Source organism: Solwaraspora sp. WMMD792, from assembly GCF_029626105.1.
GTDB lineage: Bacteria > Actinomycetota > Actinomycetes > Mycobacteriales > Micromonosporaceae > Micromonospora_E.
Genome location: NZ_JARUBH010000009.1, coordinates 1002588 through 1028582, shown reverse-complemented (window position 1 = coordinate 1028582; position 25995 = coordinate 1002588). Strand labels below are relative to the sequence as shown.

The window sequence follows — 25995 nt, the reverse complement described above, 5'->3', positions numbered from 1 at the left end:
TGCCTCCTTACTGCTTCGACGGAGCCGGCACCGGGCGCAGCACCAACCCCAGCAGCGGCACCGTGGCCAGCGCCGACAGCAACGTCAGGACGCCGTAACCGGACAGCCCGACGATGATCCCGCTGACCGCGCCGGCGGATGCGCCGGCCAGCCCCATCACCAGGTCCGACAGGCCTTGCACCGACGGACGGACGTCGACCGGCACCGACTCCGACAGCAGGGTCGAGCCCGCGACCATGGTGCCCGACCAGCCGAGCCCGAGCAGCACCAGCCCGATCACCAGGCGTACCGGGTCGTGGCCGGCGGTGCCCGCCACGGCGCACGCGGCCAGCAGCAGCCCGACCCCACCGACGATCACCGGCCGACGACCGGCCCGGTCGGTGAGCCAACCTACCACCGGCGACAGCGCGTACATCCCGGCGATGTGCAGGCTCAGCACCAGCCCGACGGTGCGCAGCAGGTCGTCGCCGGAGTGCCCCATCCCGATGTGGACCGGCGTCATCGCCATCACCCCCACCATCACCAGGTGGCCGACAGCGACAGCGCAGACCCCTAGCCGGGCGGCGGGTCGGGCCATGACCACCGCGAACGCCGCCCGCAGGCCTCGGCCGGACCCGGCCCGCAGACCCCGGCCGGACCGCACCGGGGCGGTCGCCGCGGCGGGGCCGGCGATCCGCCGGGCGGTCAGCAACGGATCCGGTCGCAGCAACACCAGCACCAGCAGCGCGGCCAGCAGGAACGCCAGCGTGCTGACGGCGAACGGACCGGCCAGCGGCGGCAGCCCGACCCCACTGGCCGACCGGTCGGCCAGCCCGGCAAGGTTGGGGGCGGTCACCGCGCCGACCGTGGTCGCCCAGACCACCAGCGACAGTTGCCGGCCCCGACGACGCGGCTCGGCGAGGTCGACCGCCGCGTACCGGGCCTGGAGCCCGGCGGTCGTCGCGCCGCCGAACAGGACCATGCCGACGAACAGCAGCGGCACCCAGCGCACCGCCGCGGCGGCCACCACCAGCACCGCCCCGGTCGCACCCGTCAGGTAGGCGAAGACCAGGCCGGGTCGGCGGCCGTGCCCGTTCATGATCCGGACCACGGGTACGGCGAGCAGCGCCCCGCCGACCACCGCGGCGCTCTGCGCCAGGCCGGAGACGGTCACCCCGCCAAGCTCGGCGGCGAGCAGGCCACCGACCGAGATCCCGATGGTGACGCCTACGCCGCCGATCATCTGGGTACCGGCGAGCAGCCGCAGCGTACGGCGTTGGATGCGGGTGACGTCACCAGGTGGCGGCGGATCGGTCACCGATGGCGGTGCGGTGAGTGCGGTCATCGGCGTACCGCCGGGGTCGGACTGCCGCGACCGGCGAGCAGTCCGCGGACTACGCCGAGGTCGGTGACCAGCCCTCGGTAGGCGATCTGCTGGTCGTCGGCGCGCAGCACCGCCGAGGGATGGATGGTGGCCACCAGTTGCGCCGGGCCCACCGGGAACTCCTCGGGCCGCTCGGCCGAGGCCGGCCACGGCAGCGGTACGCCACGCGAGCGGGTCACCCGGAACGCCGGGCCGAGCAGCGCCCGGGCCGCGGTCGCGCCGAGCACCACGACGACCTCCGGGCGCAGCATCGCGAACTCGGCGACCAGCCAGGGCCGGCAGGCCACGATGTGCACCCGGTCCGGGGTCTGGTGGATCCGTCGACCGCCGCGCGACACGAAGCGGAAGTGCTTCACCGCGTTGGTCAGATAGATCTGATCGACCGGAATGCCGGCGTCGTCCACCGCCCGGCGCAGCAGCCGGCCGGCCGGGCCGACGAACGGCAGACCCTGGCGGTCCTCGACGTCCCCGGGCTGCTCGCCGACCATCACCACCCGGGCATCGGGGTTGCCCCGACCGAAGACCACCTGGCTGGCAGGCTGATGCAGCTCGCATCCCCGGCAACCGGGGGCGGCAGCGCGCAGGTCGGCGAGGCTACGGGCACCGGTGGGGACGTACCCATCGGCTCCGACGGTGGTTTCGTGCGCGGTCACGGCTCCTTCCTACCCGGTTGCGAGTTGACCGGTGCGCCTGGGTCGACCGGTCCGGGTACGGCCCGCGTACCTCACCTGCCGACCCCGGCAAGTCCCGCTGGACGCAGTGCGTCGCGTACCGCCGCAGCGAGCTCGCCGGCCCGGTCCTCGTCGAGACCGCTGACGGTGATCCTGATACCCGGCGCGCTGCGTAGCCGGTGGCGGGCTCCGGCCGAGACGGTGAATCCGGCTGTCTGCAGCGCGGTCACTACGTGGGTCTCGTCCGTCACCGGCACCCAGACGTTGAGCCCGCTGCCGCCGTGGCTGGCCACGCCGTGGCCGGCGAGCGCGGCCCGAAGCGCCTCCCGGCGGCGCTGGTAGGCCTGGCCAGCCTCGGTCACCGAGGCGGAGACCGAGGGGTCGCGCCACAACTGTCCGAGCAGCCGCTGCAGGACCGTGGAGACCCAGCCGGAACCGATACGCATTCGACCGGCAACCCGGCTCAGTGTGGTCTCGTCGCCGGTCAACAGCGCTATCCGCAGGTCCGGGCCGTACGGCTTGCTGGCGGAGCGGACAAACGCCCATCGGGATGTCGCGCCGGCCAGCACGTGCGGTGGGCCGTCGGAGAGCTCGGCGGCGTGGTCGTCCTCGATGAGCAGCACGTCGTCGGTCTCGCGCAGCAGCCGTCGCAGCCGGTCGGCCCGGTCGGCGTCCAGGGCGGCGCCGGTCGGGTTCTGCGCCCGGGTGGTGACCACGATGGCGGACACACCGGCGGACAGCGCCGCCCGCAGGCCGGGTTCGGTGGGGCCACGGTCGTCCACCGGCAGCGGCACCGGGGTGAGGCCCAGTGCCGCGATCAGGTCCAGCAGGTTGGCCCAGCCGGGGTCCTCCACCGCGACCCGGTCGCCAGGGCGCAGATTGCTGGTGAGCAGGCGTTCAATCCCGTCCAGCGCGCCACTGGTGACGGTGAGACCGGCAGCCGGCAGGCCGTCGTCGGCCAACCGGACCGCAGCGAGCGCGGCGAGGTCGGGCAGCAGGCCGGCGTCGGCGTAACCCTGCCCGGACGAGGTGTCGGCCAACTGCCGGGCGACCGCGGCGAGATGTGTCGCCAGCGGCGGCAACAGCCGTGGATCCGGCTCGCCGGTGGACAGGTCCAGGGTGCCCGGCGGGGCCGGCGCGGACGGACCGGGCCGGGTCACGGCGACCGGTGGGCGGGCGCGGATCCGGGTGCCCCGTCGGCCGTCGGTGTCGACGATCCCCCGCTGGCGCAGCGCCTGGTACGCCTTGGCGACGGTGGCCGGGCTGACCTCGAGGGCGTCGGCGAGCGCACGCACCGCCGGCAGCAGGGCGCCAGGTGCCAACGCACCGGTGCGGACACCGGTCTCGACGCTGGCCGAGATCTCGGTCGCGGTCGCACCGGTCGGCTGATACTGTTCTGACACAATAACCGAATTGTACTAGCACAATCTCGGGAGATCAAATGTACCCCGCCACCGCCCGCACCACCGCCGCACGACGCCCCAGCCGGGTCACCTACCAGCGCACCGAGGCGCACCGCATCCTCGACGAGGCGTACCACTGCTGCCTGGCGTTCGTCGCCGACGGTGCGCCCCGGGCACTGCCCACCCTGCACGTACGCGTCGACGAGACCCTGTACCTGCACGGCTCCACCGCGAGCACCCCCCTGTTGGCCGCCCGCGACCCACAAGGGCTCGCCGTCTGTGTGGCCGTCACCCTGCTCGACGGCCTGGTCTACGCCCGCGCCCAGGCGCACCACAGCGCCAACTACCGGTCAGTCGTCGTGCACGGCACCGCCCGGCTGGTCAGCGACCCGGCCGACAAGCGGCGGGCACTCGACGCCCTGATCGACAAGGCGGCACCGGGCCGGGCCGCGGACAGCCGGCCACCGACGAGCCGGGAACTCGCGCAGACAGCGGTGCTCGCCGTCGCTCTCGACGAGGTGTCGGTCAAGGCCCGCACCGGTGACCCCGTCGACGAGCCGGCCGACCTCGCGCTGCCGTACTGGGCCGGGGTGCTGCCGTTGCGCACCGTCGCCGACCCGCCGCAATCCGCCGCCGGAGTCACCTCGGCGGCGCCGAGCTACCTCACCGCCGCAGCCCCGGTGGCGGCCACCGCCCCGGCACACCCGGACACGGTGCCGCAGCGCACACCTTGACCAGCCGAATATCTCTCGCCCGACCGCTGGTCCAGGTAGCAGGATGTCCCCCATGCTGGGCATCACCGACATCTGGACGTACGTTCTGGGCACCGTGGCGATCGTCCTGCTGCCCGGGCCGAACTCGTTGTTCGTCCTGTCCACCGCCGCCCGACGCGGCGTGCGGCACGGCTACCGGGCGGCCGGCGGCGTCTTCCTCGGCGACACGGTGCTGATGGTGCTCTCCGCAGCCGGGGTCGCCTCCCTGCTCAAGACCCATCCGGCGATGTTCACCGTGATCAAGTACGCCGGGGCGGCCTACCTCGGCTATGTCGGTGTCACCATGTTCCGTGGTGCCTGGCGGCGCTGGCGGCGGCGCGACGACCCGGCCGCGCCCCGGTTGGTGGACGCCGCCGAGCCGGCGGCGGTGCGCCACCCGTTCCGGCGGGCGACGGTGATCAGCCTGCTGAACCCGAAGGCGATCCTGTTCTTCGTGTCATTCTTCATCCAGTTCGTCGACCCGGCGTACCCGTACCCGGCGCTGTCGTTCCTGCTGCTCGGCGCGATCGCTCAGCTGTTCAGCGTCATCTACCTGACCGTGCTGATCTTCACCGGGACGTACCTGGCGATGCAGTTCCGGCAGCGGCGCCGGCTCGCCGCGACGGTCACCAGCGGGGTGGGCGCTCTGTTCCTCGGCTTCGGGATCAAGCTGGCCACCGCCAGCGCCGGAGCGGCCTGACCGCCGGAGCATGACCGCCGGAACAGCCTGACCGTAGGAACAGCCTGACCGCCGGGCGGCCAACCGCCACCGGCGGCGCGCTGGTCAGCGCATCCGCCGGCCTCTCGGTACGGTGTCGGTCTCGTCGTCGAACTCGCCGATGACCTCCTCCAGCAGGTCCTCCAACGCCACGAAACCGATCGGCCGGTCGGCCCCGGCACCGTTGGTGACCAGCGCCAGCTGGACCTGGTCGGCGCGCATCGCCGCCACCGCCTCGGTGACGGTGGCCGTCGCCGGCAGCAGGAACGGCCGGCTCATCAGCGATTCGGCGGTCGGCGCGCCGTCGCAGGTGTTCGCCCGCACCGCGTCGCGTACGTGCACGATGCCGATCAGATCGCCGGCCTCCCCGCAGACCACCAGACGGGACCGGCCGCTGCCCCGGGACAGCTCCTCCACCCGCTCGGCGGTGTCCGTCCGGGCCACCGCGACGACCTGGTCCACCGGCTGCATCACGTCCCGGACGGTGGTGCGCTCCAGCTGGAGCATCTTGGCCAGCAGTTCGTGCTGGTCCGGCGGCAGCAGGCCGTGCTCCCGCGACTGTTCCAGCAGGATGCGCAGCTCGTCCGGGCCGTGCACCTGGGCGAGCTGGTCCTGCGGTTCGACCCGGAACGCCCGCAGCACGGCATTGGCGATCGCGTTCAACCCGGACAGGACCGGCCGGGACACCCGGGCGAACGCCCGGAACGGCAGCGCCAGCAGCAGTGCCGACCGCTCCGGGTGGGTGATCGCCCACGACTTCGGTGCCATCTCGCCGACCACCAGGTGCAGGAAGACCACCAGGGCGAGGGCGAACAGGAACGCGACCAGGTGACTGGCCGCGTACGGCAGACCGGCCCGTTCCAACAGCGGCGCCATCAGCCGCTCCACCGCCGGCTCGGCCAACGCGCCCAGGCCGAGGGTGCAGACGGTGATGCCCAACTGCGCCCCGGCGAGCATCAGCGACAGCTCGCGGGAGCCGTCCAGCGCCGCCCGGGCCGCCCGCGAGCCGCCCGCCGCGGCCTGTTCCAGGCGGTACCGCTTGCTCGCCACCAGGGCGAACTCCGCGGCCACGAAGAACCCGTTCAGGGCGAGCAGCACCAGTGAGGTCAGCAACGCCCACCCGGTGCTCACCCGATCACCTCCAGCCGTACCGAGTCGGGCACGTGCCGGTCGACGGAGATCACGTGCAGTACGGCCCGCCGGGCCGGATGGTGGCCGTTGCCGGCGGTCATCTCGTCCAGGCTGATCGAGATCTGGTCGCCAACCTCCGGCACCCGGCCCAGTTCCCGCATGACCAGGCCGGAGAGGGTGTCGTACTCGGGGGCGGTCGGCAGCTCGACACCGGTGGTGTCGGCGACCTCGTCGATTCGCCAGCGGGCCGGCACCAGCCAGGAGCCGTCCGGCTGGCGGGCCGGGGCCGGCTCCGGCGGGTCGTCCTCGTCCCGGATCGGGCCGACCAGCTCCTCGGCGATGTCCTCCAGGGTGATCACCCCGGCGAAGCCGCCGTACTCGTCGACCACGCAGGCCAGCTGCCGGTGCCCCTTACGCAGCCGGTCCAGCACCGCCGGCAGCGGCAGGGTCTCGGGCACCAGCAGCGGGGGGACCATCACCGCCGCGACCGTCGTCACCGCCCGTCGCGACGGCGGTACGGTGAGCACGTCCGCGATGCTGGCGATGCCGACCAGGTCGTCGACGCCGTCCGAGCCGTGCACCGGGAACCGGGAGTGCCCGGTGTCCAGCAGCTCGACCAGCCCGGTCAGCGGCGCGTCGACCCGTACCGTGTGCACGTCGACCCGCGGCACCATGGCCTCGCCGGCGGTCAGCTGCCGGAAGTGCAGCCCTCGGTCGAGCAGCGTGGACATCGCCGAGTCGAGGTGCCCCTCCTGGCGGGACTCGGCGATGATCTGGCCGAGGTCCTCGGCGGTGGCGCCACTGGGCAGCTCCTCGATCGGCTCGATGCCGACCCGCCGTAGCAACCGGTTCGCCGCGATGTCGAACATCCGGATCAGTGGTCCGGCGACGGCCAGGTAGATCAGGGTCGACCGGCTGAGCGCCCGGGCCAACGTCTCGGCCCGGGCGAGGGCGAGGTTCTTGGGGGCCAGCTCGCCGAGGACCATCTGCACCACGGTCGAGATGATCAGCGCCAGCCCGACCGAGATGGTCAGGCTGGCGGCCGGCGGAACACCGACCCCACCGAGCAGCTCGGACAGTCCGGCGCCGAGGTACGGCTCGGCGACGTAGCCGACCAGCAACGCGGTGACCGTGATCCCCAACTGGGCGCCGGAGAGCATGAACGACAGCCGGCTGGTCACCCGCAACGCCCGGGCGGCGGCCGGGTCGCCCCGGTCGGCCAGGGTCCGCAGCCGACCCCGGTCGACGGCGACGTAGCCGAACTCCTGGGCGACGAAGTACCCGGTCGCGACCGTCAACACGGTGATCAGAAAGAGACCGAAGACGATCAGCACCGGGGGCTCAGCGCTCCGGCGACCGGCGGCCGGAATGTCGGCAGCCGGGTGCTACCCGGCTGGCTACTGCTGCCCTCCTGGGCAGGAGCGTCGGTCATGGCCGGATTATATAGTGGCCCGCCGCTGCCCACCGGTTCCGTCGCCGCCGGTGCCGTCGACCGCCATTCCGTCCGCCTCGTCGGTGACCAGCAGGTCGCGCCGGACCAGATCGGCCCGGTAGGCAGCCCGGCCGATGATGTGGGCCGCGACCGGCGCGGTCGCCATCTGGAAGACCGCCACCATCAGCAGAGTGGCCAGTTCGGTGCCGCTCTGCAGCCGCAGCGCCAGCCCACTGAGGACCAGTAGCAGGCCGAGAACCTGCGGCTTGGTCGCCGCGTGTATCCGGGCGGCGACGTCGGGGAAGCGCAGCAGACCGATGCTGGCCGCCAGGCTGAGCAGCGCGCCGCCGATCAGCAGCGTGCCGGACAGTACGGTCAGCACCCCGTTCACCGTTGCTCCCGTTCGGCGGCGGCGACCGCGGGCGGGCGGGCGGCGACGAACCGGACGATGCTGACCGAGCCCACGAACCCGAGCAGGGACAGCACCACGAGCACCGGCAGGGTGGTGGCGTGCCGGTTGACCGCCGCCTCGGCGGCGAGCCCACCGACGATGATGGCGATCAGCACCTCGGCGGCCACCACCCGGTCGAGCAGTGTCGGACCACGGATGATCCGCCCGACGGTCAGCAGGGCCGCCACGGCCAACAGGACGGTCACCACAACGGCTACGAAGGTCATCGATTCTCTCCGTTCCCTGGGCGGGGATCGTCTTCGGAAAGGGGATGGTCGGCCGGGCGAGGATCGTCGAGATGCCGTACGTCGTCCGCCGAGCCGACGGCGCGGACGATCCGCTCCTCCAACGCCAGCACCTTCCGCCGGGCCCGCTCGACGTCACGGTGATCGACGACGTCGAGCACGTGAACGTAGAGGGTGCCGCTGGCCGGGTCGGCCTCGACGATGAGGCTGCCCGGGATCAACGACAACGCCTCCGCGGTGAGGGTCAGGTTCAGGTCCGTCCGGACCCGTAGCCGCACCGCGATGACCGCGCTGCGCGGCGTGTGCCCGAACCGGACGGCGGTCCAGGCCACCTGCGCGCTCGCGGTGAACAGGTCGACGACGAACCGGATGAGGAAGCGCAGCACAGCCAGCGGCCGGATCCGGCCCTCGAAGGCGACCGGCGGCAGTGGGAAGACGGTGACCACCACCAGCGCGACGACCGTCCCGCCGAGCAGGTTGCCGACGGAGAACCGCCCGTAGAACAGGTTCCACAGCACCACCAGAGCGGCGACCGCGACGATCTGGGTACGCCAGCGCGCGGCCCTGGACACCGGACTCATCGGGCTCCTCCCGGCGGGAAGACCGCGTCGACGTACGGCGTCCGGCTCACCAGGTTGGCCGCCGCCTCGGTGCCGATCTGGAACAACGGTCCGGCCAGCACGGTCAGCGCCAGACCGAGCAGCACCAGTGCGGTGGTCGCGCCGACCAGCAGGGGCGGCATCGGTTCCACCGAACCCGGGCCGTCGGCGGCGAGCGGGGTGGAGGCCGAGTCGGTGGACGGCACCCGGACACCGGACACCGCCCGGGTCGCGGACGGCGTCGTCGCCGGCTGGGTGGCCGCAGCAGGTGCCGGTGCCGCAGCAGTCGCCGGTACCGTAGCCGGACCGCCCGCTGTGGCCTGCGGGGCGGTCTTGCGCCAGAAGGCGAGATTCCACACCCGGGTCACCGTGTACAGGGTGAGCAGGCTGGTCAGCACGGCACCGGCGACGACCGCCCAGACCAGCGGGCCGCCGTCGGCGACTCCGGCCTGCAGCAACCCGAGCTTGCCGAGGAACCCGGAGAACGGTGGTATGCCGGCCAGATTCAACGCCGGCAGAAAGAACAGTGCGGCGAGCAGCGGCGCGGCCCGGGCCAGTCCGCCGAGACGTTCCAGGTTGGTGCTGCCGCCCCGACGCTCCACCAGTCCGGTCGCCAGGAACAGCGTGGTCTGGACGGTGATGTGGTGCACCACGTAGAAGATCGCCGCCGCCAGTCCGGCGGCGGTGCCGAGCGCGATCCCGAACAGCATGTAGCCGATGTGACTGACCAGGGTGAACGAGAGCAGCCGCTTGATGTCCGACTGCGCGACGGCACCGAGGATGCCGACCACCATGGTCAGCAGCGCGACCACCAGCAGCAGGTCGCGGGTGCGTCCGCCGGGGAACAGCAACGTCTCGGTACGGATGATCGCGTAGACGCCGACCTTCGTCAGCAGACCGGCGAAGACGGCGGTGACCGGAGCCGGCGCGGTCGGGTAGCTGTCCGGCAGCCAGGCCGACAGCGGGAACACCGCGGCCTTGATGCCGAACGCGAGGAGCAGCATCAGCTGCAGCACCAGCCGCAGGTCGTCGGGGAGTCCGTCGAGCCGGTCGGCCAGCTGCGCCAGGTTCACCGTGCCGGTGGCGGCGTAGACCAGCCCGATCGCGGTGAGGAAGATGACCGAGGAGAGGATGCTGACCACGACGTACGTCGTGCCGGCCCGGATCCGTACCTCGGTGCCGCCGAGGGTGAGCAGCACGTAGCTGGCACCGAGCAGGATCTCGAACCCGACGTACAGGTTGAACAGGTCGCCGGAGAGGAACGCGTTGGTCACTCCGGCGGTGAGAATCAGGTACGTCGGGTGGTAGATCGCCACCGGTGTGCTCTCCCGGCCGTCAGCGCGGCCTTCACCGATCGAATACAGCAGTACGCAGAGCGTCACCGCGGTGGAGACCACCAGCATCAGGGTGGCGAGCTGGTCGGCGACCAGCACGATACCCAGCGGCACCGGCCAGCCACCCACCCGTACCACCTGGGGTCCCTCGATGTGGGCGGTGATCAACAGGGCGAGCGCGACGCCGAAGGTGACGGTGAGGGCGGCGACGCTGGTGGTCCGCTGGGCACGCGGATGCCGGGCCAGCACCAGGGTGATCCCCGCGCCGAGCAGCGGCACGATCACCGGCAACGGCACCAGGAAACTCACGGGTCGCTCCGATCGAGATCGCCGGCGCGGGCCGGGGCGGTACGGGGGGCACCGATCGCGTCGATCGGGTCGGTGTCGTGGTCGTCGCTGTCCTCGGCGTCGTCCTCGGCGTTAGGTCCCTGGTCGGCGAGGGCGCGCTGCACGATGAGCCGGTCCTCCAGGTCGTCCTGGACCTCGTCGTGGCCGAAGAGCAGCCAACTGCGGTACGCCATGGCGAGCAGGAACGCGGTGAGCCCGAGCGTGATCACGATCGCGGTGAGGATGAGCGCCTGCGGCAGCGGGTCGCTCATCTCCTCGTCGGCGGTCACCTCGGCGATGGGTGCCCCGCCGGGCCGCCCACCCAGCAGGATCAGCAGGTTCGCCCCGTTGCCGAGCAGGACCACCCCGAGCACCACCCGGGTGAGACTGCGTTCCAGCAACAGGGTGACGCCGGCGGCGAAGAGCACCCCGACGGTCAGGACGAGCACGATGTTGGGCGGCATGTCAGCTCCTTCCTCCGGCGACCCGGTCGAGCCTGCCCTGCGGGGTGTCGTCCACCTCGACGTCCGGTTCGGCGGACCGCGCGATCTGCCGGTCGACCTCGGCACCGAGGCTGCGCAGGATGTCCAGGACCAGACCCACCACGATCAGGTAGACGCCCACGTCGAAGAAGAGCGAGGTGACCAGGTGGACGTCGCCGATCACCGGCAGGTGCAGGTCCACGATGGCGCTCTGCAGCACGTCGGCGCCGACCAGGATCGGGCTCAGCCCGGCCCCGATCGCCAGGAACAGACCGACGCCCAGCACCAACCCGGCGTCCACCGGTGCCGCCTCGTTGAGTTCGTGGCGGCCACCGGCGAGATAGCGCACCGCCAGCGCCAGCCCGGCCACCAGCCCGCCGGCGAACCCGCCACCGGGCGCGTTGTGGCCGGAGAAGAGCAGGAATATCGAGTAGACCAGGATGGCGTGGAACAGCAGCCGGGTGACGACCTCGAAGATGATCGACCGGCCCCGCGGGGTCTGGGTCGCGCCGCCCCGTAGCCAGATCCGCTGGCGCCGGGACCGGGCCGGCGGGGACGGGCCGCCCGGCCGACCACCGTGGCCGGCCGCGGTCGCGGCGCCGACCCGGCGTGGGCCCGGACCGGTACGCGGCCGCAGGAACACCAGGCTGGCCACGCCGGTCGCCGTGACGACCAGCACCGAGATCTCCCCCATGGTGTCCCAGGCCCGGATGTCGACCAGCGTCACGTTCACCACGTTGCGCCCGCCGCCGTACTCCACCGCCTGTTCGGGGTAGGCCGCCGAGACGGGTGCCGCGTCCCGGTTGCCGACCGCCGCCATCGCCATGCCGGACATCACCACGCCGACGACGACGCCGAGGGCGATCCGCGCGTACCGGCTGGAACGCAGTGGACGTTCCGAGAAGTAGATCGGCAGCCGACGGACCACCAGGACGAACACCACGATGGTGATCGTCTCGACGAGGAACTGGGTGAGCGCCAGGTCGGGTGCGCCGTGCAGGACGAACATCAACGCGGTGCAGTACCCGGTCACTCCGGCCAGGATGACGGCCTTCAGTCGGCGTTGCGCCCGGACCGTGGCGATCGCGGCGACCACCAGGACAGCGGCCACCGCGATCTGCACCGGCGTGTCGTACCAGCGCCACTGCCCGGTCCACGGCCGGGTCACCAGCAACGCTCCACCGGGCACGGTGACCAGCACCAGCAGGATGATGCCGAGGTACTGCGGCAGCGATCCGCGCTGGGTGGCACCGGTGACCTCCACCGAGATCCGGTCCAGCAGGTGGGTCGCCTGGGCGTAACTGGTCGCCCCGTCGGTCGGCGCCCGCAGCCGCCGCTGCACGGCGGCCACCCGTTCCCGGGCCAGGAACAGCGCGGCGCCGCCGACGAGCGCGACCAGGGACAGCCCGAGCGCGGGGGTGAACCCGTGCCACAGCGCCAGGTGGTAGTCACCCGGACCGAACAGCCCGGCGTACGGGGTGAGCACCGTGTCGACGACGCCGGCCGCCGGCCCGAGCAGCAGACCGAGCAGCGCCAGTACGCCGACCGGCAGCACGAACACCGGGCCGACCGGCGCGGCGGCGGTCGGCTCCCGACCGGGCTTGCCGGCGAACGCGCCCCAGATGAACCGGGCACTGTACGCGGTGGTGAGCACCGAGCCGAGGACGATCAGCGCCAACACGACCGGGTCCGGGGCGAACGCCTCCAGCACCGCCTCCTTGCCGACGAAGCCGAGCAGCGGCGGCACCCCGGCCATCGACGCGGCGGCGAGCGTGGCGGCCACCGCGACCGCCGGCATCCGTCGACCCAGCCCGCTCAGCTCGGTGAGGTCGCGGGTGCCGGCGCACCGGTCGACGATGCCGACCACCAGGAACAGGGTCGCCTTGAACAGGGCGTGGGCGAGCAGCATCGTCGCCCCGGCCAGCGCCGGGCCGCGTTCACCCGCGCCGGTCACCACCACCAGCAGACCGAGCTGGCTCACGGTCCCGTACGCCAGCAGCAGCTTGAGGTCGGTCTGGCGCAGCGCCGCCCAGCCGCCGACCAGCATGGTGGCGGTGCCGGTGGTGACGATCAACCAGTACCACCAGGGGTTGCCCGCGTACACCGGTGACAACAGGGCCACCAGGTAGATGCCGGCCTTCACCATGGCGGCGGCGTGCAGGTAGGCGCTGACCGGGGTGGGCGCGGCCATCGCCGAGGGCAGCCAGAAGCTGAACGGGAAGATCGCCGACTTGGCCAGCGCACCGACGAGGACCAGCACCAGCGCGACGGCCAGGTAGCCGCCCTCCGGCGGTGGGCTGGCCGCGATCTGCGACCAGCGGTAGGTGCCGGCCTGCTCGCCGAGCATGATGAACCCGACGAGCATCGCCAGGCCGCCCAGGGTGGTCACGATCAGCGCCTGGGCCGCGGCCCGGCGGCTGGCCCGCTTCTCCGGGTGGTGGCCGATCAACAGGTAGGAGAAGACGGTGGTCAGCTCCCAGAAGACGTAGAGCAGGATCAGGTCGTCGGCGAGGACCAGACCGAGCATGGCTCCGGCGAATCCGACGAAGTTCGCGGTGAATCGGCCGAGGCCGGGCTCACCCGGCGCGAAGTAACGGGCGCAGTAGATCAGGACCAGGGCTCCGACGCCGCCGACCAGCAGCACCATGAGCCAGGACAGGGTGCCGACCCGAAACGTCAGGTCGAGGCCGAGCTGCGGCACCCACCGGTACGTCTCGTCGAGCGTGGCACCGTCGCGAACCGCACCGGTGTTGGCCAGTGCCCAGCCGGCGGCGGCACCGGGCGCGGCGGCCAGCAGGTAGCAGGCACGCGGACCCCACCAGCGGACCAGCACCGGCGCCACGAGCGCCGTCACCAGGTGGACGATGAGCAATACCAGCACGCACGGCTCCAGGTAGGTGTCGTCGCGGGCCCACGCGTCGGCACGGGTCCGTTGCCGGGCTTGCCCGCCCGGCGGGAGAGGAACGCCGGACGGCGCGTCGCGGCCGTGGCGGGGGGTGACGTGGAATTGGCGGAGGCTCGGGACGTCCGGCCTCGGACTCCGCCGGTTCGGTGGCCCGGTTCAGTCGAGAATGGGCAGGTGTGCGGCCACGGTGGTCAGCTGCGCCGCCAGCTGGTCGGGTGGTGCCCGGCTGGAGCAGGGTCGGGTGCCGTGGTGCAGGAGCGGACCGGCGGCCGACGACCGGGCCGCCTGGCCGGTGGCGGCTGGCGCGGCGGACCAGGTTGGCGTGGCGACGGCACCGGTCGGAGTGCCGTGGTCGTCGCCGGCCGGGCCGGGCCGGGCCGACACGCTCTGCTGCTGCCGGTGGTCGGCGTCGTCAACGCAGTTGCGACCACCGGGCGAGACGGTCTGGTGCAGCAGCGCGGCTCCGATGGAGGCCGGCCCGGCGGCGACGGCGACGGCTGGTACGGCGACCGAGGCGGCACCGTGCACGGCGGTGACGGTGAGCAGGACGAGTAGAACGACGGCGATCCTGCGCGGAGCCGGGAGGTGGCGCAGCTGTGCCATCCGTGCCCCCTCCGCTGTCGATCCCCGCCAGCCTACCGGTCTCCCGGTGCCGGCCGCCTGGCTGGCCGGGCCCGCCGGGCGGTGGCCGGGCCTGGACGTCGCCGGTTCCCGGAGCTTGGATGGTAAGCGATCAAAGCAGATTCGGTGATTACCGTACGGTTACCGTCATGTGCCGGCTGGTTCGGTGGGAGCCGTCGCCGTCGCGGCGGGCATCGCCGGGCGGGCCGGCGTCGCGGGTCCGGCGGGTGCGGGCACGTCGGCGAGCGGCAGCAGACCTCGTCGGCTGGCCAGCAGCATGTGGTAGTGCACGGTGGCGCGTACCCGCGCCCGGTCGGCGGCGCTCGCCGATCCGCTGTCGACGACCAGGGCCCGCAGGGTGTCGGCGAACCGGTCCACCGCCGCCGGGTCGAGCCGGTGGTGCCGCAGCCGCAGCAGGGCCACCAGTCCGTCCACCTTCCGGAGTAGAACCTCCGTGTCGTGGTGGAGGCCGCGCTCGACAACGGGCATGGAGGTACTCCTTGAGAGATCGGACGATGACGGAAAGTTACTCCATAACTACTAAGTCGGGCAAGCCAGACCTGCCGGTTCCACTCGAATTTGTGGATCCGGGTCGCCCGGGCGGCCCAGCTTCGTCGTACCCGGCGGGCAGGATGGTTCACGCCGGCAGCCGGATGTACCGATGGAGGGACCAGCGATGACCGCGGTGTTCCAGCGATGACCGCGGTGTTGGAGCGCTTCGGGGCGGCCACCCGGGAGTGGTTCTCCGCCGCTTTCGCCGCGCCGACCGCCGCGCAGACCGGCGCGTGGGAGGCGATCAGCGACGGCCGGCACGCCCTGGTGGTCGCACCCACCGGATCCGGCAAGACCCTCGCCGCGTTCCTCTGGTCCCTGGACCAGTTGACCCGCTCGCCCGCTCCCGACGATCCGCGGCTGCGGTGCCGGGTGCTCTACCTGAGCCCGCTCAAGGCACTCGCGGTCGACGTCGACCGCAACCTACGTACCCCGCTGGTCGGCATCGGCCAGGCCGCCGCCCGCATCGGTGCTCCGGCGCCGCAGGTGACCGTCGGCATCCGCACCGGCGACACCCCGGCCGATCAGCGACGCGCCTTCCTCCGGCAACCGCCGGACATCCTCATCACCACTCCCGAGTCGCTGTTCCTGCTGCTCACCTCGGCCGCCCGGGAGTCGCTGCGCGGCGTGCGTACGGTCATCGTCGACGAGGTGCACGCGGTCGCCGGCACCAAACGCGGCGCGCACCTGGCGTTGTCGCTGGAGCGGTTGGACGCGCTGCTGCCGGCACCCGCCCAGCGGATCGGCCTGTCCGCCACGGTCCGGCCGATCGAGGAGACCGCCCAGTTCCTCGGTGGCCGTCAGCCCGTGCAGGTGGTCGCCCCGGCCACGACCAAGACCATCGAGGTCAGCGTCCAGGTGCCGGTGCCGGATCTCGACCAGCTGGACGAACGCGAGTCGGCGCAGGACGACCCCGATGGTCCGCCGCCGGCCGGCCGGTCGATCTGGCCGGCGGTCGAGGAACGCGTCTTCGACCTGATCCGGCGGCACCGGTCGACCATCGTGTTCACCAACTCCCGGCGCTCGGCGGAACGGCTCTGCGCCCGGCTCAACGAACTCGCCGCAGGCCGGGCGGACGGCACGGACCAGCAGTCCGGCCCGCCCGGCGGCGACCGCGACAGCGACCGGCGGTCCAGTACCCGGATGCCGGCGGAGATCATGGCCCAGTCGGACACCGCGCACGGCGCCCCGGCAGTGATCGCCCGCGCCCACCACGGCAGCGTGTCGCGCTCCGAACGGCAGCAGATCGAAGAGGCGTTGAAGTCCGGCCAACTGCCGGCGGTGATCGCCACCTCCAGCCTGGAGCTCGGCATCGACATGGGTGCGGTCGACCTTGTCGTACAGATCGAGGCACCGCCGAGTGTCGCCGCCGGCCTGCAGCGGATCGGCCGGGCCGGGCACCAGGTGGGCGCGCTGTCGCACGGGGTGATCCTGCCCAAGCACCGTGGCGACCTGCTGGCCTGTGCGGTGGTCAGCGAGCGGATGGTCCGCGGCGCGATCGAGCAGCTGCGGTATCCGCGCAACCCGCTCGACGTACTCGCCCAGCAGATCGTCGCGATGGTGTCGCTCGATCCGTGGCCGGTCGACGCGTTGGCGACGCTGGTGCGCGGCGCGGCCCCGTACGCCGAACTGCCCGACTCGGCGCTGCACGCGGTGCTGGACATGCTCTCCGGCCGGTACCCGTCGACCGCGTTCGCCGAGCTGCGGCCCCGGCTGCTCTGGGACCGCGACGCCGACCTGCTCACCGGGCGGCCGGGCGCGCAGCGGCTGGCCGTCACCAGTGGCGGCACGATCCCGGACCGCGGCCTGTTCGGTGTCTTTTTGGCCGGGGCCGAACGACCCGTGCGGGTCGGCGAGCTCGACGAGGAGATGGTCTACGAGTCCCGGGTCGGCGACGTCTTCCTGCTCGGTGCGACGTCGTGGCGGATCGAGGAGATCACCCCGGACCGGGTGCTGGTCACCCCCGCCCCGGGCCAGGCGGCCCGGATGCCGTTCTGGAAAGGCGACCAACCCGGTCGCCCGGTCGAGCTGGGCCGGGCGCTGGGCGCCCGGCTGCGCCAGGTCAGCCGGCAGGACCCGACCGCCGCCCGCGCCGGGCTGCTGTCGTCCGGTCTGGACGACTGGGCCGCCGACAACCTGCTGCGCTACCTCGACGACCAGCGCGCCGCCGCCCGCAGCCTGCCGGACGACCGGACGGTCGTCGTCGAACGGTTCCACGACGAACTCGGCGACTGGCGGCTGGTCGTGCACAGCGTCTTCGGTGCCCAGGTCAACGCCCCGTGGGCGCTGGCGATCGGGCACCGGATCAGCGAGCGGTACGGCGTCGACGCCCAGGTGCTGCCCGCCGACGACGGCATCGTGGTCCGCCTGCCCGAGATGGCCGACACCCCACCCGGCGCCGATCTGGTCGCCTTCGACAGCGACGAGCTCAGCCAGCTCGTCGAAACAGCCGTCGGCGGGTCGGCCCTGTTCGCCGCCCGGTTCCGGGAATGCGCCGCCCGGGCGCTGCTGCTGCCGCGCCGGGATCCGCGACGGCGGCAGCCGCTGTGGCAGCAGCGGCAACGCGCCGCCCAACTGCTCGACGTGGCCCGCGAGTTCACCGACTTCCCGATCACCCTGGAGGCGGCGCGGGAATGTCTGCGGGACGTCTTCGACATGCCGGCGTTGGCCGGGCTGATGGGTGACCTGGCGGCACGGCGGCTGCGGCTGGTGGAGGTCGAGACACCCCGACCGTCGCCGTTCGCCCGTTCCCTGCTGTTCGGCTACGTCGGAGCGTTCCTCTACGAAGGGGACCTGCCGCTGGCCGAGCGCCGGGCCGCCGCGCTGAGCCTCGACTCGACGTTGCTCGGCGAGCTGCTCGGCCGGGTCGAGCTGCGGGAACTGCTCGACCCGGCCGTGCTCGACGAGACCCACCGGCAGCTGCAGTGGCTGGACGGACACCGCCGGGTACGCGACGCCGAGGACCTGGCCGAGTTGCTGCGGGTCGTCGGCGACCTGTCCGACGCCGAGTTGCGGGCCCGGCAGATCGACCCGGGCTGGCCGGCCGAGCTGGCCCAGGCCCGGCGCGCGCTGCGGGTGCGGATCGCCGGGCAGGAGCGGTGGATCGCGGTGGAGGACGCCAGCCGGATGCGCGACGCGCTCGGTGTCGCGCTGCCGGTGGGCGTCGCCGCGGCGTACCTCGCCCCGGTGGCCGACCCCCTCGGCGACCTGGTCGCCCGCTACGCCCGTACCCGGGGGCCGTTCGACACCGTCGGGTGCGCCGCCCGGTTCGGGTTGGGCGCCTTCGTCGTCGAACAGACCCTGCGGCGGCTCGCCGCGACCGGGCGGATCGTGGCCGGTGAGTTCACCCCGGACCGGGCCGGCACCGAGTGGTGCGACGCCGACGTGCTGCGGCTGCTGCGGCGCCGCTCGCTCGCGGCGCTGCGCCGCGAGATCGAGCCGGTGCCGGCCACCGCCCTGGTCCGGTTCCTTCCCCGGTGGCAGCAGGTCGCCGGCCCGGGTCGCGGGGTCGACGGGGTGGCGGCCGCCGTCGAGCAACTGCAGGGAGCGGCCCTGCCGGCCGGCGCGGTGGAACGGCTGATCCTGCCCGCCCGGGTGGCCGACTACTCCCCCGCATACCTGGACGAGCTCTGCGCCTCCGGTGAGGTCACCTGGTCCGGTGCCGGCGCGGTCGGCTCCGGTGACGGCTGGATCCGGTTGGTGTTCACGGAGACCGCACCGCTGCTGCTGCCGCCGCCGGACCCGGCGCTCACGCTGACTCCGGTGCACGAGGCGGTGCTCGCCGCCCTCGCCGACGAGCAGGCATTGTTCTTCCGGCAGCTGGCCGACCGGGCCGGCGCGGCGCTCGCCGACACCGCTGGCGTCGCACCCCCCGCCGACACCGCTGGCGGGACGCCCGCCGTCGACGCCGATCCGGCCGGGCGGATCGAGACGGCGATCTGGGACCTGGTGTGGGCCGGCTGGCTGACCAACGACACGCTGGCGCCACTGCGGGCCGTACTCGGTCCACGACCGACACAGCGGGTGCGCACCGCCGCTGGGCCGCGGGGCCGGGCCCGGCGGGTCGGTCGGGAGTTCGTCGCCCGTACCGCCGCGCCGCAGCTGGCCGGTCGGTGGTCGCTGCTGCCACCACGTGACCCCGACCCGACCCGACGGGCGGCGCTCGCCGCCGACGTACTGCTCGAACGGCACGGGGTGGTGACCCGGGGAGCGGTCGCCGCTGAGGGACAGCCGGGTGGGTTCGCCGCGGTGTACCCGGTGCTGGCCGCACTGGAGGAACGCGGCGCGGCCCGCCGAGGCTACTTCATCGACGGGCTCGGTGCGGCCCAGTTCGCCGTACCCGGTGCGGTGGACCGGCTGCGGGAACTCGCCGGCTCCGATCCGGCGCCCCGCCGGCAGCCCGAGACAGTGGTGCTGGCGGCAGCCGATCCGGCGAACCCGTACGGCGCGGCACTGCCCTGGCCGCAGCGCCCGGTGGACAGCGCCGACGAGTCGACGGCGGGGCACCGACCCGGGCGCAAGGCCGGGGCGCTGGTGGTCCTGGTCGACGCGGAGGCGGCGCTCTACGTCGAACGCGGCGGTCGCAGTCTGCTCTGCTTCACTCAGGACGGACAGCGGCTCGAGGCGGCGGCCCGAGCGCTGGCCGGCGCGGTGAGCGCCGGGGCGCTCGGCACCATCTCGGTCGAACGCGCCGACGGGGAGCGGGTGCACAGCTCCCCACTGCGGACGGCGCTGGCCGCCGCCGGCTTCCGGACCACCCCGCGTGGACTGCGGTTACGCGGCTGATCGACGACGTCGGCTGGGGCACCGCCGCCACGGCGAGGTCCGCCGGGCGTGCACCGCCGTCGGCGGTGCGCTGCCGGCGGACCGTCGACGGGGTACCTCAGGCACATGCCCGAAACGTTCCTGTGGAAGGCTTAGCGGGTGGTCCCGTACTCCGTCGACAGATGCCCCTGCTGTGGTTACCGGACCGGATGCACCACCTGCCCCGTCTGCTTCTGGACCGACGACGGCCAGGGCGATGACGACGCCGAGGTGGTGCGTGGCGGGCCGAACGGCGACTTGAGCCTGTCCCATGCCCGGCTCAACTTCGCGATCTACGGTGCCAGCCACCTGCGGTACGCCGACATCGTCCGACCCCCGCGTCCCGACGAGTATCCGTAGCGATTCCAGTGATCCGCCGGGTCAGGAATGGGCCGACATTCTGCTACGGTGTCGGCACCCTGTTACCGCGACGCCACAAACCGCACTCCTGCCACGGTATGTCAAGCGGCCAGATTCGCACTGGGTGAACAACCCCTTGACCTCGATGTTGAACCGGGGACATCAGCCGAACGGCCGATGCCGGCGAGTTGAGTCAGATTAGCCACAGGAAACGATTAAATGCTTCTTTTTTCTGCGGATTCCAAGCCAGCAGCATTGACGCGCGGGCGGTATTCGACATAACGTTCTGATCGATCATCAACCGCTCTGTCGACCCCACTCGGAGGTTGAGACACTATGGCCCGGGCACGATCTGCGGCACACACCCCACGCCGGCTGACAGTGGTCCTGGTGGGTCTCGTCGCCGGGCTGCTCGCACTGCCCGGCGTCGCGCTCGCCCAGCCCTCCGGGGCGACCCAGCTCGCCGCCACCGACATTCAGCTGCTCAACGGGGTCCGGCTCGCCGGACTGTGGGAGATTCCCGCCGGTCAGCTGGCGGCGGAGAAGGGCAGCACGCAACGGGTGCGCGAGGTCGGCGCCGCGATCGCCGAACAGCACGTCGAGCTCGACCTGCTGGTGGTCGAGGCGGCGAACAAGCTGGGTGTGGAGCTGCCCACCGACCCGACCCCCACCCAGCAGGGCTGGGTCAACGAGATGAAGACCTCGGAGGGTGCCCGGTTCGACCGGATCTTCGTCGAGCGGCTCCGCGCCGCCCACGGCAACATCTTCCCGGTCATCGGTGCGGTCCGGGCGAGCACCCGCAACGACGTTGTCCGGCAGCTCGCACAGGACGCCAACGGCTTCGTCCAGACCCACATGTCGCTGTTGGAGAGCACCGGTCTGGTGCGGTACGGCGAGCTTCCCCCGGTGGCCGTGCCGGCACCGGCTGACGACAGCCTCTTCGCTGCGGTCCAGGCCAACGCGGAGCTCAACAACGGCGTCAACTCGACGGCGATCTGGGTGGTGCTGATCGGCGCGCTGGCGCTCGGCACCGCCGCCACCTTCGCCGTGTTCCGACGACGGTACTGACCCTTGTCGTCACCCCGACTGCCTGGGCCGGATGTCTCCGGCCCAGGCAGTCGGCTACCCGGGCCCATTCGGTCGCGACCTGCGGCAGGATTGTCGTCGTGCCTGAAGGCGACACCGTCTGGAACACCGCCCACCGGCTGCGCGAAGTGCTGGCTGGCCGGCGGCTCACCGGCAGCGACTTCCGGATCCCCCGGCTCGCGACCACCGACCTGTCCGGCTGGACGGTGCTGGACTGCGTGAGCCGTGGCAAGCACCTGCTGCTGCGGCTCGCGGCACCCGACGACCGGCGGTACACCCTGCACTCGCACCTGCGGATGGACGGCAGTTGGCGTACCTACCGGGTCGGTCAACGCTGGACGGCCCGGCCGGCACACCTGATCCGCGTGGTGCTGCGCACCGATGAATCCTGCGCCGTCGGCTACCACCTGCACGAGCTGGCCCTGGTGAGCACGGAGCGGGAGTCGGAACTCACCGCCGGGCTGGGGCCGGATCTGCTCGGTGCCGACTGGGACGCCGCCGAAGCGGTCCGCCGGCTCGCCGCCCGACCCGAGACGCCTGTCGTCGAGGCGCTGCTCGACCAGCGCAATCTCGCCGGGATCGGCAACGTCTACGCCTGCGAGTTGCTGTTCCTGCGTGGTGTCGCGCCCGGTACACCGGTCCGCGAGGTGCCGGACCTGGCCGCCGTCGTCGACCTGGCACGCCGGCTGCTGGTCGCCAACCGGGGGCGGGCCAGCCGCAGCATCACCGGCCTGCCCGGGGAGGCCACCTACGTGTATGGCCGCTGGCGGCGGCCGTGCCGCCGCTGCGGCACGGCGGTGCGTCGCGTCGAGCCGGCGGTGGGGCGGGTCACCTACTGGTGCCCGACGTGCCAGCCGGGTCCGGTGGCTGGCGCAGCTCCGCCAGCCCGGCGGCAACCCCCCGCAGCAGGTCACCGGCCTCGGTGAGCCGGCTCACCGACGGGTGCTGCCCGACCGCCCGACCGTCCTCGGCGACGTAGTTGGCGGCCGCCGCGACCAGACCTTCGTAAGCGACGGTGCCGGCTTCCAGTTGCTCGACGAGCACCCGGTGCGAGTTGGCCAGCCCGGCGTCGGCCGGAGCCAGTCGTACCGCCTTCTCCACGCTGGCCACCCGGTACGCCAGGTCGCGCAGTGACTGCTCGGCCACCGCCGCTTCGAGCTGCGCCGACTCGCCCGGCCCGGTCAGCCGCGGTACCAGCCCGGCGAGGGTACGCGCGGCCCGGTCCAGCCGGGTCCAGATGTCGGCCGCCGCCGTTCCGCGCAACGCCAGCAGCGCCTGCTGTCGGCGTACCTCGCCGACGGCGGCCCGGCCGAGCGGAATCCGCTCGACGGTGGCGACCAGCTTGAGCCGGGCCTGCTCGGCGGCGATGGCCGGATCCGGCGCGGGGGGCGGCGGTTGCGCGGTCAGCGCCCGTAGATCGGACCAGCGCCAGAAGGCCAACGCCGTGCTGGCACCGGCCGCCGCCGCCCACACCGCGTCGACCGGGCTGACCCCCGCGTACGGCAGCAGGACCGCCGCCGCGCCACCGAAGCCGCCAGCGAGCACGGTCCACCGGCGGGCACCCCGACGCAGGCGACGCAGCCTGCGGAAGTAGCGGGTCCGTGGATCCACCACCGTTGCTCCTTCCCGCCCCCTCGGACGCCGCCGCCTCGAGGCGACACCACCCCGGCCGGGGATGGCCGTCCCGTGCCCCCTGCCTACGGCACCGGCTGAACCGGGCCGGTCACCACGTGCCCAGCCCGATGGTCAGCCGGCGGCGGAGGCGTCACCGGTGTTCTTGTCCTTCGCCATCGAGGCACGGAGCTGGTCGAGGCGGGCGACACTGGCGCTGTCCGCGCCGGCCGTGCTGTCCGCACCCGCCGGGGTCTGCTCGACCGCCGGCCCCGGCTGTGCCCCGGCGAGCTTCTCTCCCGCCATGCTGGCCCGGATCTGATCGAGCCGCGACGAACCAGCCATGTCGAGGGTGGACTTCTGCACCTCGAGCATCCGCCCCTCGACGGAGTTGCCGGCCAGCTCGGCCCGGCCCATCGCGGTGGCGTAGCGCTGCTCGATCTTGTCCCGCACCTCGTCGAGCGACGGCGTGTTCTTCGGCGCGGCGAGCGCCGACATCGACTCCAGCGACGACGCCACGGTCTCCTGCATCTTGGCCTGCTCGAGCTGGCTCAGCAGCTTGGTCCGCTCGGCCAGCTTCTGCTGCAGGATCATCTGATTGTTCTCCACCGCCTGACGGGCCTGAGCAGCGGCGGCCAACGACTGGTCGTGCAGGGTCTTGAGGTCCTCCATCGACTGCTCGCCGGCGACCAACTGGGTGGCGAGAGTCTGGGCGGTCTGCTCGTACTTGTTCGCCTCCGCCTCGTCGCCCTCGGCGCGGGCCTTGTCGGCCAGCACCAGCGCCTGCCGGGCCATCCCCTGCAGCCGCTCGACCTCGCTCATCTGCCGGGAGAGTTTCATTTCCAGCTGTCGCTGGTTGCCGATCACCGCGGCGGCCTGCTGAACCAGTGCCTGGTGCTGGCGCTGGGCGTCCTCGATCGCCTGCTGGATCTGCACCTTGGGGTCGGCGTGCTCATCTATCTTGGCGCCGAACAGCGCCATCAGGTAGCGCCAACCCTTGACGAACGGGTTCGCCATCTCTGCGGTATCCCCTCACTATCGGCGCGAACGGTCAGGCGGTCACGGCGACCCGACCCGGGCGGTACGGTGCGCCGGCACCCCTACCATCGTCCCAGGCCGTCGCCACCGCGTAAGCCGCCGTCGGTGGGATCCGGCAGGGTGGGCCGGTTGAGGGTCAACCTTAGTGTCCCGGATCCAGCGGTGGCGAGCCCAGGATCCGGCAGCACGCTGCCGCTCGATCGGCCGCGGCTCAGGCGGCGCAGACGACGTCACGGTCCCGACCGCCGGTGTTCGGCACCCGCCGGGAGGCCCGCAGCGTCGTCTTGAGCGGCGAGTCGCTGCGGACCGAGACGGTCACCCCGCCCTCGGTGGCGACCTGGTGCACCGAAGCGTCGCCCCGCTCGGCGGTGCCGACGGCGCCGTCCGGGGCGGAGCGCAGAACCTCGCTGCGGCTCGGCCGCTCCTCCAGGGGCCGCTCGGGCGACGCGGCGGGCGACGTCGGGGACTGCTCGGGAAACGGAACCAGCAGGCCCTGCCGCTGCTCGGCGACGGCGACGGTGTGGCTCACGTCACGCAGCACCTCGGACAACTGAGCACCCAGCGCGTCGCAGATCGCAGCGAGCAGCTCACTCGAGGCTTCCTTCTGGCCGCGCTCGATCTCGGAAAGGTAGCCGAGGCTGACGTTCGCGGCGGTGGAGACCTCGCGCAGAGTCCGGCGCTGACCCTGCCGGCGGGCACGCAGCGCGTCACCGATAACGCGGCGTAGCAGGACCATCGCACCTCCCCCTGTCCGGGACCGGCCGGCGAGTGCCGGAGGCTTCCCGCAACCTTATCCGTTCGTCACCCGATCGACACCCCACCCGAGAGCACGAATCGGGCCGGGCAGGGCGATCAGAGTCAGATGTCAGTTATATCCGCTCGGCGTCCCGGGTGTCCCCCGCTCAGGGCCGCGTGGCGTGTAGTTGCGTCGTCAACAGCCGCAGGGCAGCGGTCACGCTCGACCTGCGTACCGCATCTCGACCGCCGCCGAGGTCCAACCGCCGGACCTGATGCACGCCAGCCGGACCGGCCAGGGCGACGTAGACCCGCCCGACCGGCTTGCCGCCCTGCGGCTGTGGGCCGGCCACCCCGGTAGTCGCCAGCGCCCACTCGGCGGCGCACCGGACCCGGGCACCCCGGGCCATGGCGACCGCGACGTCCGGGTCGACCGGTCCGCGGTCGGCGAGCAACCGCTCCGGCACGCCGGCCAGGGTGCGTTTCAGGTCGGTGGCGTACACGACCAGCCCACCGCGGAAGACCAGGCTCGCCCCGGCAACCTCGACCAGGGCGGACGCCAGCAAGCCACCAGTGAGCGACTCGACGACCGCCAGCGTCTCGCCCCGCTCGGCCAGGGCGTGCACGACCGCCGCCGCCGGGCTACCGCTGGCCGACCGCCCCATGCCGAGATCGCCGCCGTCCGGCGCCGGCCGCCCGCCCGCTGGCGGGCCGGCCGGAGGCACCCGGTCCGACCCGGCCGGAGGCACTCGCTCCGACCCGGCCGAGGTCACCGGTCCGGCCCGGTACGGCGCAGCCGCAACGCACGGACCAGGTAGTCCAGCCCGGTCGCCACGGTGACCAGCAGCGCAGCCGCCATGATCCACGGAGCGACCGCGGCAAGCACCGACGGCAGCGGAAGCAGGTACCAGACGATCGCCGTGATCTGCAGCGCCGTCTTCGCCTTGCCGCCCCGGCTCGCCGCGATCACCCCGTGCCGCAGCACCCAGAACCGGATCAGCGTGACTCCCCACTCACGCACCAGGATCAGCCCGGTCACCCACCAGGGCACCAGGTCGTACCAGGACAGCAGTACCAGCGCGGTGCCGGTCAGCGCCTTGTCGGCGATCGGGTCCGCGACCTTGCCGAACGACGTCACCAAGGCGTACCGGCGGGCGATCCAGCCGTCGATCAGGTCGGTCGCCGACGCGACGACGAACGTCAGGCAGGCGGCGATCCGCCAGCCCGGATGGGTCATCTCGGAGAGAACCACGAACACCACGAAGACCGGCACCAGCACCATGCGTAGCCCGGTGAGCGCGTTGGCCGCGTTGACCACCGGCACCGCGGCGACGGCGGTACGCGGACCGGCGGAGCCGCCCGGCTCGGTCATCGGC

The 25995-nt window shown here is 72.7% G+C and carries 24 protein-coding genes; 6 read left to right on the top strand and 18 right to left on the bottom strand.

Annotation, left to right across the window (positions count from 1 at the left end; all coding sequences use genetic code 11):
* Window positions 1-7: 7 nt before the first annotated feature.
* From O7629_RS06210 to O7629_RS06200, 3 genes are all read right to left on the bottom strand, one after another.
* A complete protein-coding gene (locus O7629_RS06210; protein WP_278168035.1) occupies window positions 8-1324 on the bottom strand; it encodes an MFS transporter in 1317 nt (438 codons plus the stop codon).
* Window positions 1321-2016: a UdgX family uracil-DNA binding protein gene (locus O7629_RS06205; protein ID WP_278168034.1), complete on the bottom strand. Its 696-nt coding sequence runs from the start codon at window positions 2014-2016 to the stop codon at window positions 1321-1323. The genes O7629_RS06210 and O7629_RS06205 overlap by 4 nt, the downstream gene beginning before the upstream one ends.
* A 71-nt stretch (window positions 2017-2087) precedes the next feature.
* A complete protein-coding gene (locus O7629_RS06200) occupies window positions 2088-3437 on the bottom strand; it encodes an aminotransferase class I/II-fold pyridoxal phosphate-dependent enzyme (RefSeq protein ID WP_278168032.1) in 1350 nt (449 codons plus the stop codon).
* A 38-nt stretch (window positions 3438-3475) separates the two neighbouring features.
* Between O7629_RS06200 and O7629_RS06195 the strand changes: the two genes are divergently transcribed.
* Window positions 3476-4171: a pyridoxamine 5'-phosphate oxidase family protein gene (locus O7629_RS06195; RefSeq protein ID WP_347403658.1), complete on the top strand. Its 696-nt coding sequence runs from the start codon at window positions 3476-3478 to the stop codon at window positions 4169-4171.
* A gap of 43 nt (window positions 4172-4214) precedes the next feature.
* Window positions 4215-4889, top strand: a complete 675-nt coding sequence (leuE, locus tag O7629_RS06190; protein WP_278168031.1) for a leucine efflux protein LeuE — start codon at window positions 4215-4217, stop codon at window positions 4887-4889.
* 84 nt (window positions 4890-4973) lie between these two features.
* Here leuE and O7629_RS06185 read toward each other — a convergent pair whose 3' ends face one another.
* The 10 genes from O7629_RS06185 to O7629_RS06140 all read right to left on the bottom strand — a co-directional run bounded on the left by O7629_RS06185 (window position 4974) and on the right by O7629_RS06140 (window position 14869).
* The gene (locus O7629_RS06185) at window positions 4974-6038 is read right to left on the bottom strand and encodes a hemolysin family protein (RefSeq protein ID WP_278168030.1); all 1065 of its coding nucleotides are present in this window, start codon (window positions 6036-6038) and stop codon (window positions 4974-4976) included.
* Window positions 6035-7372, bottom strand: coding sequence for a hemolysin family protein (locus O7629_RS06180; RefSeq protein ID WP_278168029.1), 1338 nt, complete (start codon window positions 7370-7372; stop codon window positions 6035-6037). Before O7629_RS06180 ends, O7629_RS06185 begins: the two co-directional genes overlap by 4 nt.
* 105 nt (window positions 7373-7477) lie before the next feature.
* Entirely contained in the window at window positions 7478-7861 is a 384-nt protein-coding gene (gene mnhG / locus O7629_RS06175) for a monovalent cation/H(+) antiporter subunit G (RefSeq protein ID WP_278168028.1), read from the bottom strand.
* Window positions 7858-8148: a monovalent cation/H+ antiporter complex subunit F gene (locus tag O7629_RS06170; protein WP_123600656.1), complete on the bottom strand. Its 291-nt coding sequence runs from the start codon at window positions 8146-8148 to the stop codon at window positions 7858-7860. The genes mnhG and O7629_RS06170 overlap by 4 nt, the downstream gene beginning before the upstream one ends.
* A complete protein-coding gene (locus O7629_RS06165) occupies window positions 8145-8747 on the bottom strand; it encodes a Na+/H+ antiporter subunit E (RefSeq protein ID WP_278168027.1) in 603 nt (200 codons plus the stop codon). Before O7629_RS06165 ends, O7629_RS06170 begins: the two co-directional genes overlap by 4 nt.
* Window positions 8744-10408, bottom strand: a complete 1665-nt coding sequence (locus O7629_RS06160; RefSeq protein WP_278168026.1) for a Na+/H+ antiporter subunit D — start codon at window positions 10406-10408, stop codon at window positions 8744-8746. The genes O7629_RS06165 and O7629_RS06160 overlap by 4 nt, the downstream gene beginning before the upstream one ends.
* Window positions 10405-10890: a Na(+)/H(+) antiporter subunit C gene (locus tag O7629_RS06155; protein WP_278168025.1), complete on the bottom strand. Its 486-nt coding sequence runs from the start codon at window positions 10888-10890 to the stop codon at window positions 10405-10407. Before O7629_RS06155 ends, O7629_RS06160 begins: the two co-directional genes overlap by 4 nt.
* 1 nt (window position 10891) lies before the next feature.
* Complete coding sequence (locus tag O7629_RS06150; protein WP_278168024.1) at window positions 10892-13789, bottom strand: Na+/H+ antiporter subunit A; 2898 nt, start codon at window positions 13787-13789, stop codon at window positions 10892-10894.
* A gap of 180 nt (window positions 13790-13969) precedes the next feature.
* Complete coding sequence (locus tag O7629_RS06145; protein ID WP_278168023.1) at window positions 13970-14416, bottom strand: hypothetical protein; 447 nt, start codon at window positions 14414-14416, stop codon at window positions 13970-13972.
* Window positions 14417-14581: 165 nt separating this feature from the next.
* Complete coding sequence (locus tag O7629_RS06140) at window positions 14582-14869, bottom strand: hypothetical protein (protein ID WP_278168022.1); 288 nt, start codon at window positions 14867-14869, stop codon at window positions 14582-14584.
* A gap of 261 nt (window positions 14870-15130) precedes the next feature.
* On the opposite strand from O7629_RS06140, the gene O7629_RS06135 reads away from it, so the two are divergent.
* The 4 genes from O7629_RS06135 (at window position 15131) to O7629_RS06120 (ending at window position 22161) form a co-directional block, all read left to right on the top strand.
* Window positions 15131-19771 (top strand): ATP-dependent helicase, encoded by a 4641-nt coding sequence (locus O7629_RS06135; protein WP_278168021.1) that lies wholly within the window; start codon window positions 15131-15133, stop codon window positions 19769-19771.
* A 138-nt stretch (window positions 19772-19909) separates the two neighbouring features.
* Window positions 19910-20149, top strand: a complete 240-nt coding sequence (locus tag O7629_RS06130; protein ID WP_278168020.1) for a CPCC family cysteine-rich protein — start codon at window positions 19910-19912, stop codon at window positions 20147-20149.
* A gap of 336 nt (window positions 20150-20485) precedes the next feature.
* Window positions 20486-21217, top strand: a complete 732-nt coding sequence (locus tag O7629_RS06125; protein ID WP_123600648.1) for a DUF4142 domain-containing protein — start codon at window positions 20486-20488, stop codon at window positions 21215-21217.
* A 98-nt stretch (window positions 21218-21315) separates the two neighbouring features.
* Window positions 21316-22161, top strand: a complete 846-nt coding sequence (locus tag O7629_RS06120) for a DNA-formamidopyrimidine glycosylase family protein (protein WP_278168019.1) — start codon at window positions 21316-21318, stop codon at window positions 22159-22161.
* On the opposite strand, the gene O7629_RS06115 is transcribed toward O7629_RS06120, so the two are convergent.
* The 5 genes from O7629_RS06115 to pgsA form a co-directional block, all read right to left on the bottom strand.
* Window positions 22064-22849 carry a hypothetical protein gene (locus O7629_RS06115; protein ID WP_278168018.1) on the bottom strand — a complete coding sequence of 262 codons (786 nt, stop codon included), beginning with the start codon at window positions 22847-22849 and terminating at the stop codon, window positions 22064-22066. The genes O7629_RS06120 and O7629_RS06115 overlap by 98 nt on opposite strands.
* A 132-nt stretch (window positions 22850-22981) precedes the next feature.
* Window positions 22982-23863 (bottom strand): PspA/IM30 family protein, encoded by an 882-nt coding sequence (locus O7629_RS06110; protein ID WP_278168016.1) that lies wholly within the window; start codon window positions 23861-23863, stop codon window positions 22982-22984.
* A 232-nt stretch (window positions 23864-24095) separates the two neighbouring features.
* Window positions 24096-24620 (bottom strand): helix-turn-helix transcriptional regulator, encoded by a 525-nt coding sequence (locus O7629_RS06105; protein ID WP_278168014.1) that lies wholly within the window; start codon window positions 24618-24620, stop codon window positions 24096-24098.
* Window positions 24621-24786: 166 nt separating this feature from the next.
* Window positions 24787-25284, bottom strand: a complete 498-nt coding sequence (locus tag O7629_RS06100) for a CinA family protein (RefSeq protein ID WP_278174422.1) — start codon at window positions 25282-25284, stop codon at window positions 24787-24789.
* Window positions 25285-25388: 104 nt separating this feature from the next.
* Window positions 25389-25991 carry a CDP-diacylglycerol--glycerol-3-phosphate 3-phosphatidyltransferase gene (gene pgsA / locus O7629_RS06095; RefSeq protein ID WP_278168013.1) on the bottom strand — a complete coding sequence of 201 codons (603 nt, stop codon included), beginning with the start codon at window positions 25989-25991 and terminating at the stop codon, window positions 25389-25391.
* Window positions 25992-25995: the final 4 nt, after the last annotated feature.

Bases quoted from the DNA above. Each gene is read 5' to 3' on its own strand.
- O7629_RS06210 (WP_278168035.1), bottom strand. From the start codon at position 1,324: ATGACCGCACTCACCGCACCGCCATCGGTGACCGATCCGCCGCCACCT.
- O7629_RS06110 (WP_278168016.1), bottom strand. From the start codon at position 23,863: ATGGCGAACCCGTTCGTCAAGGGTTGGCGCTACCTGATGGCGCTGTTC.
- O7629_RS06170 (WP_123600656.1), bottom strand. From the start codon at position 8,148: ATGACCTTCGTAGCCGTTGTGGTGACCGTCCTGTTGGCCGTGGCGGCC.
- leuE (WP_278168031.1), top strand. From the start codon at position 4,215: ATGTCCCCCATGCTGGGCATCACCGACATCTGGACGTACGTTCTGGGC.
- O7629_RS06125 (WP_123600648.1), top strand. From the start codon at position 20,486: ATGGCCCGGGCACGATCTGCGGCACACACCCCACGCCGGCTGACAGTG.
- O7629_RS06145 (WP_278168023.1), bottom strand. From the start codon at position 14,416: ATGGCACAGCTGCGCCACCTCCCGGCTCCGCGCAGGATCGCCGTCGTT.
- O7629_RS06135 (WP_278168021.1), top strand. From the start codon at position 15,131: ATGACCGCGGTGTTGGAGCGCTTCGGGGCGGCCACCCGGGAGTGGTTC.
- O7629_RS06105 (WP_278168014.1), bottom strand. From the start codon at position 24,620: ATGGTCCTGCTACGCCGCGTTATCGGTGACGCGCTGCGTGCCCGCCGG.
- pgsA (WP_278168013.1), bottom strand. From the start codon at position 25,991: ATGACCGAGCCGGGCGGCTCCGCCGGTCCGCGTACCGCCGTCGCCGCG.
- O7629_RS06155 (WP_278168025.1), bottom strand. From the start codon at position 10,890: ATGCCGCCCAACATCGTGCTCGTCCTGACCGTCGGGGTGCTCTTCGCC.
- O7629_RS06100 (WP_278174422.1), bottom strand. From the start codon at position 25,284: ATGGGGCGGTCGGCCAGCGGTAGCCCGGCGGCGGCGGTCGTGCACGCC.
- O7629_RS06165 (WP_278168027.1), bottom strand. From the start codon at position 8,747: ATGAGTCCGGTGTCCAGGGCCGCGCGCTGGCGTACCCAGATCGTCGCG.
- O7629_RS06195 (WP_347403658.1), top strand. From the start codon at position 3,476: ATGTACCCCGCCACCGCCCGCACCACCGCCGCACGACGCCCCAGCCGG.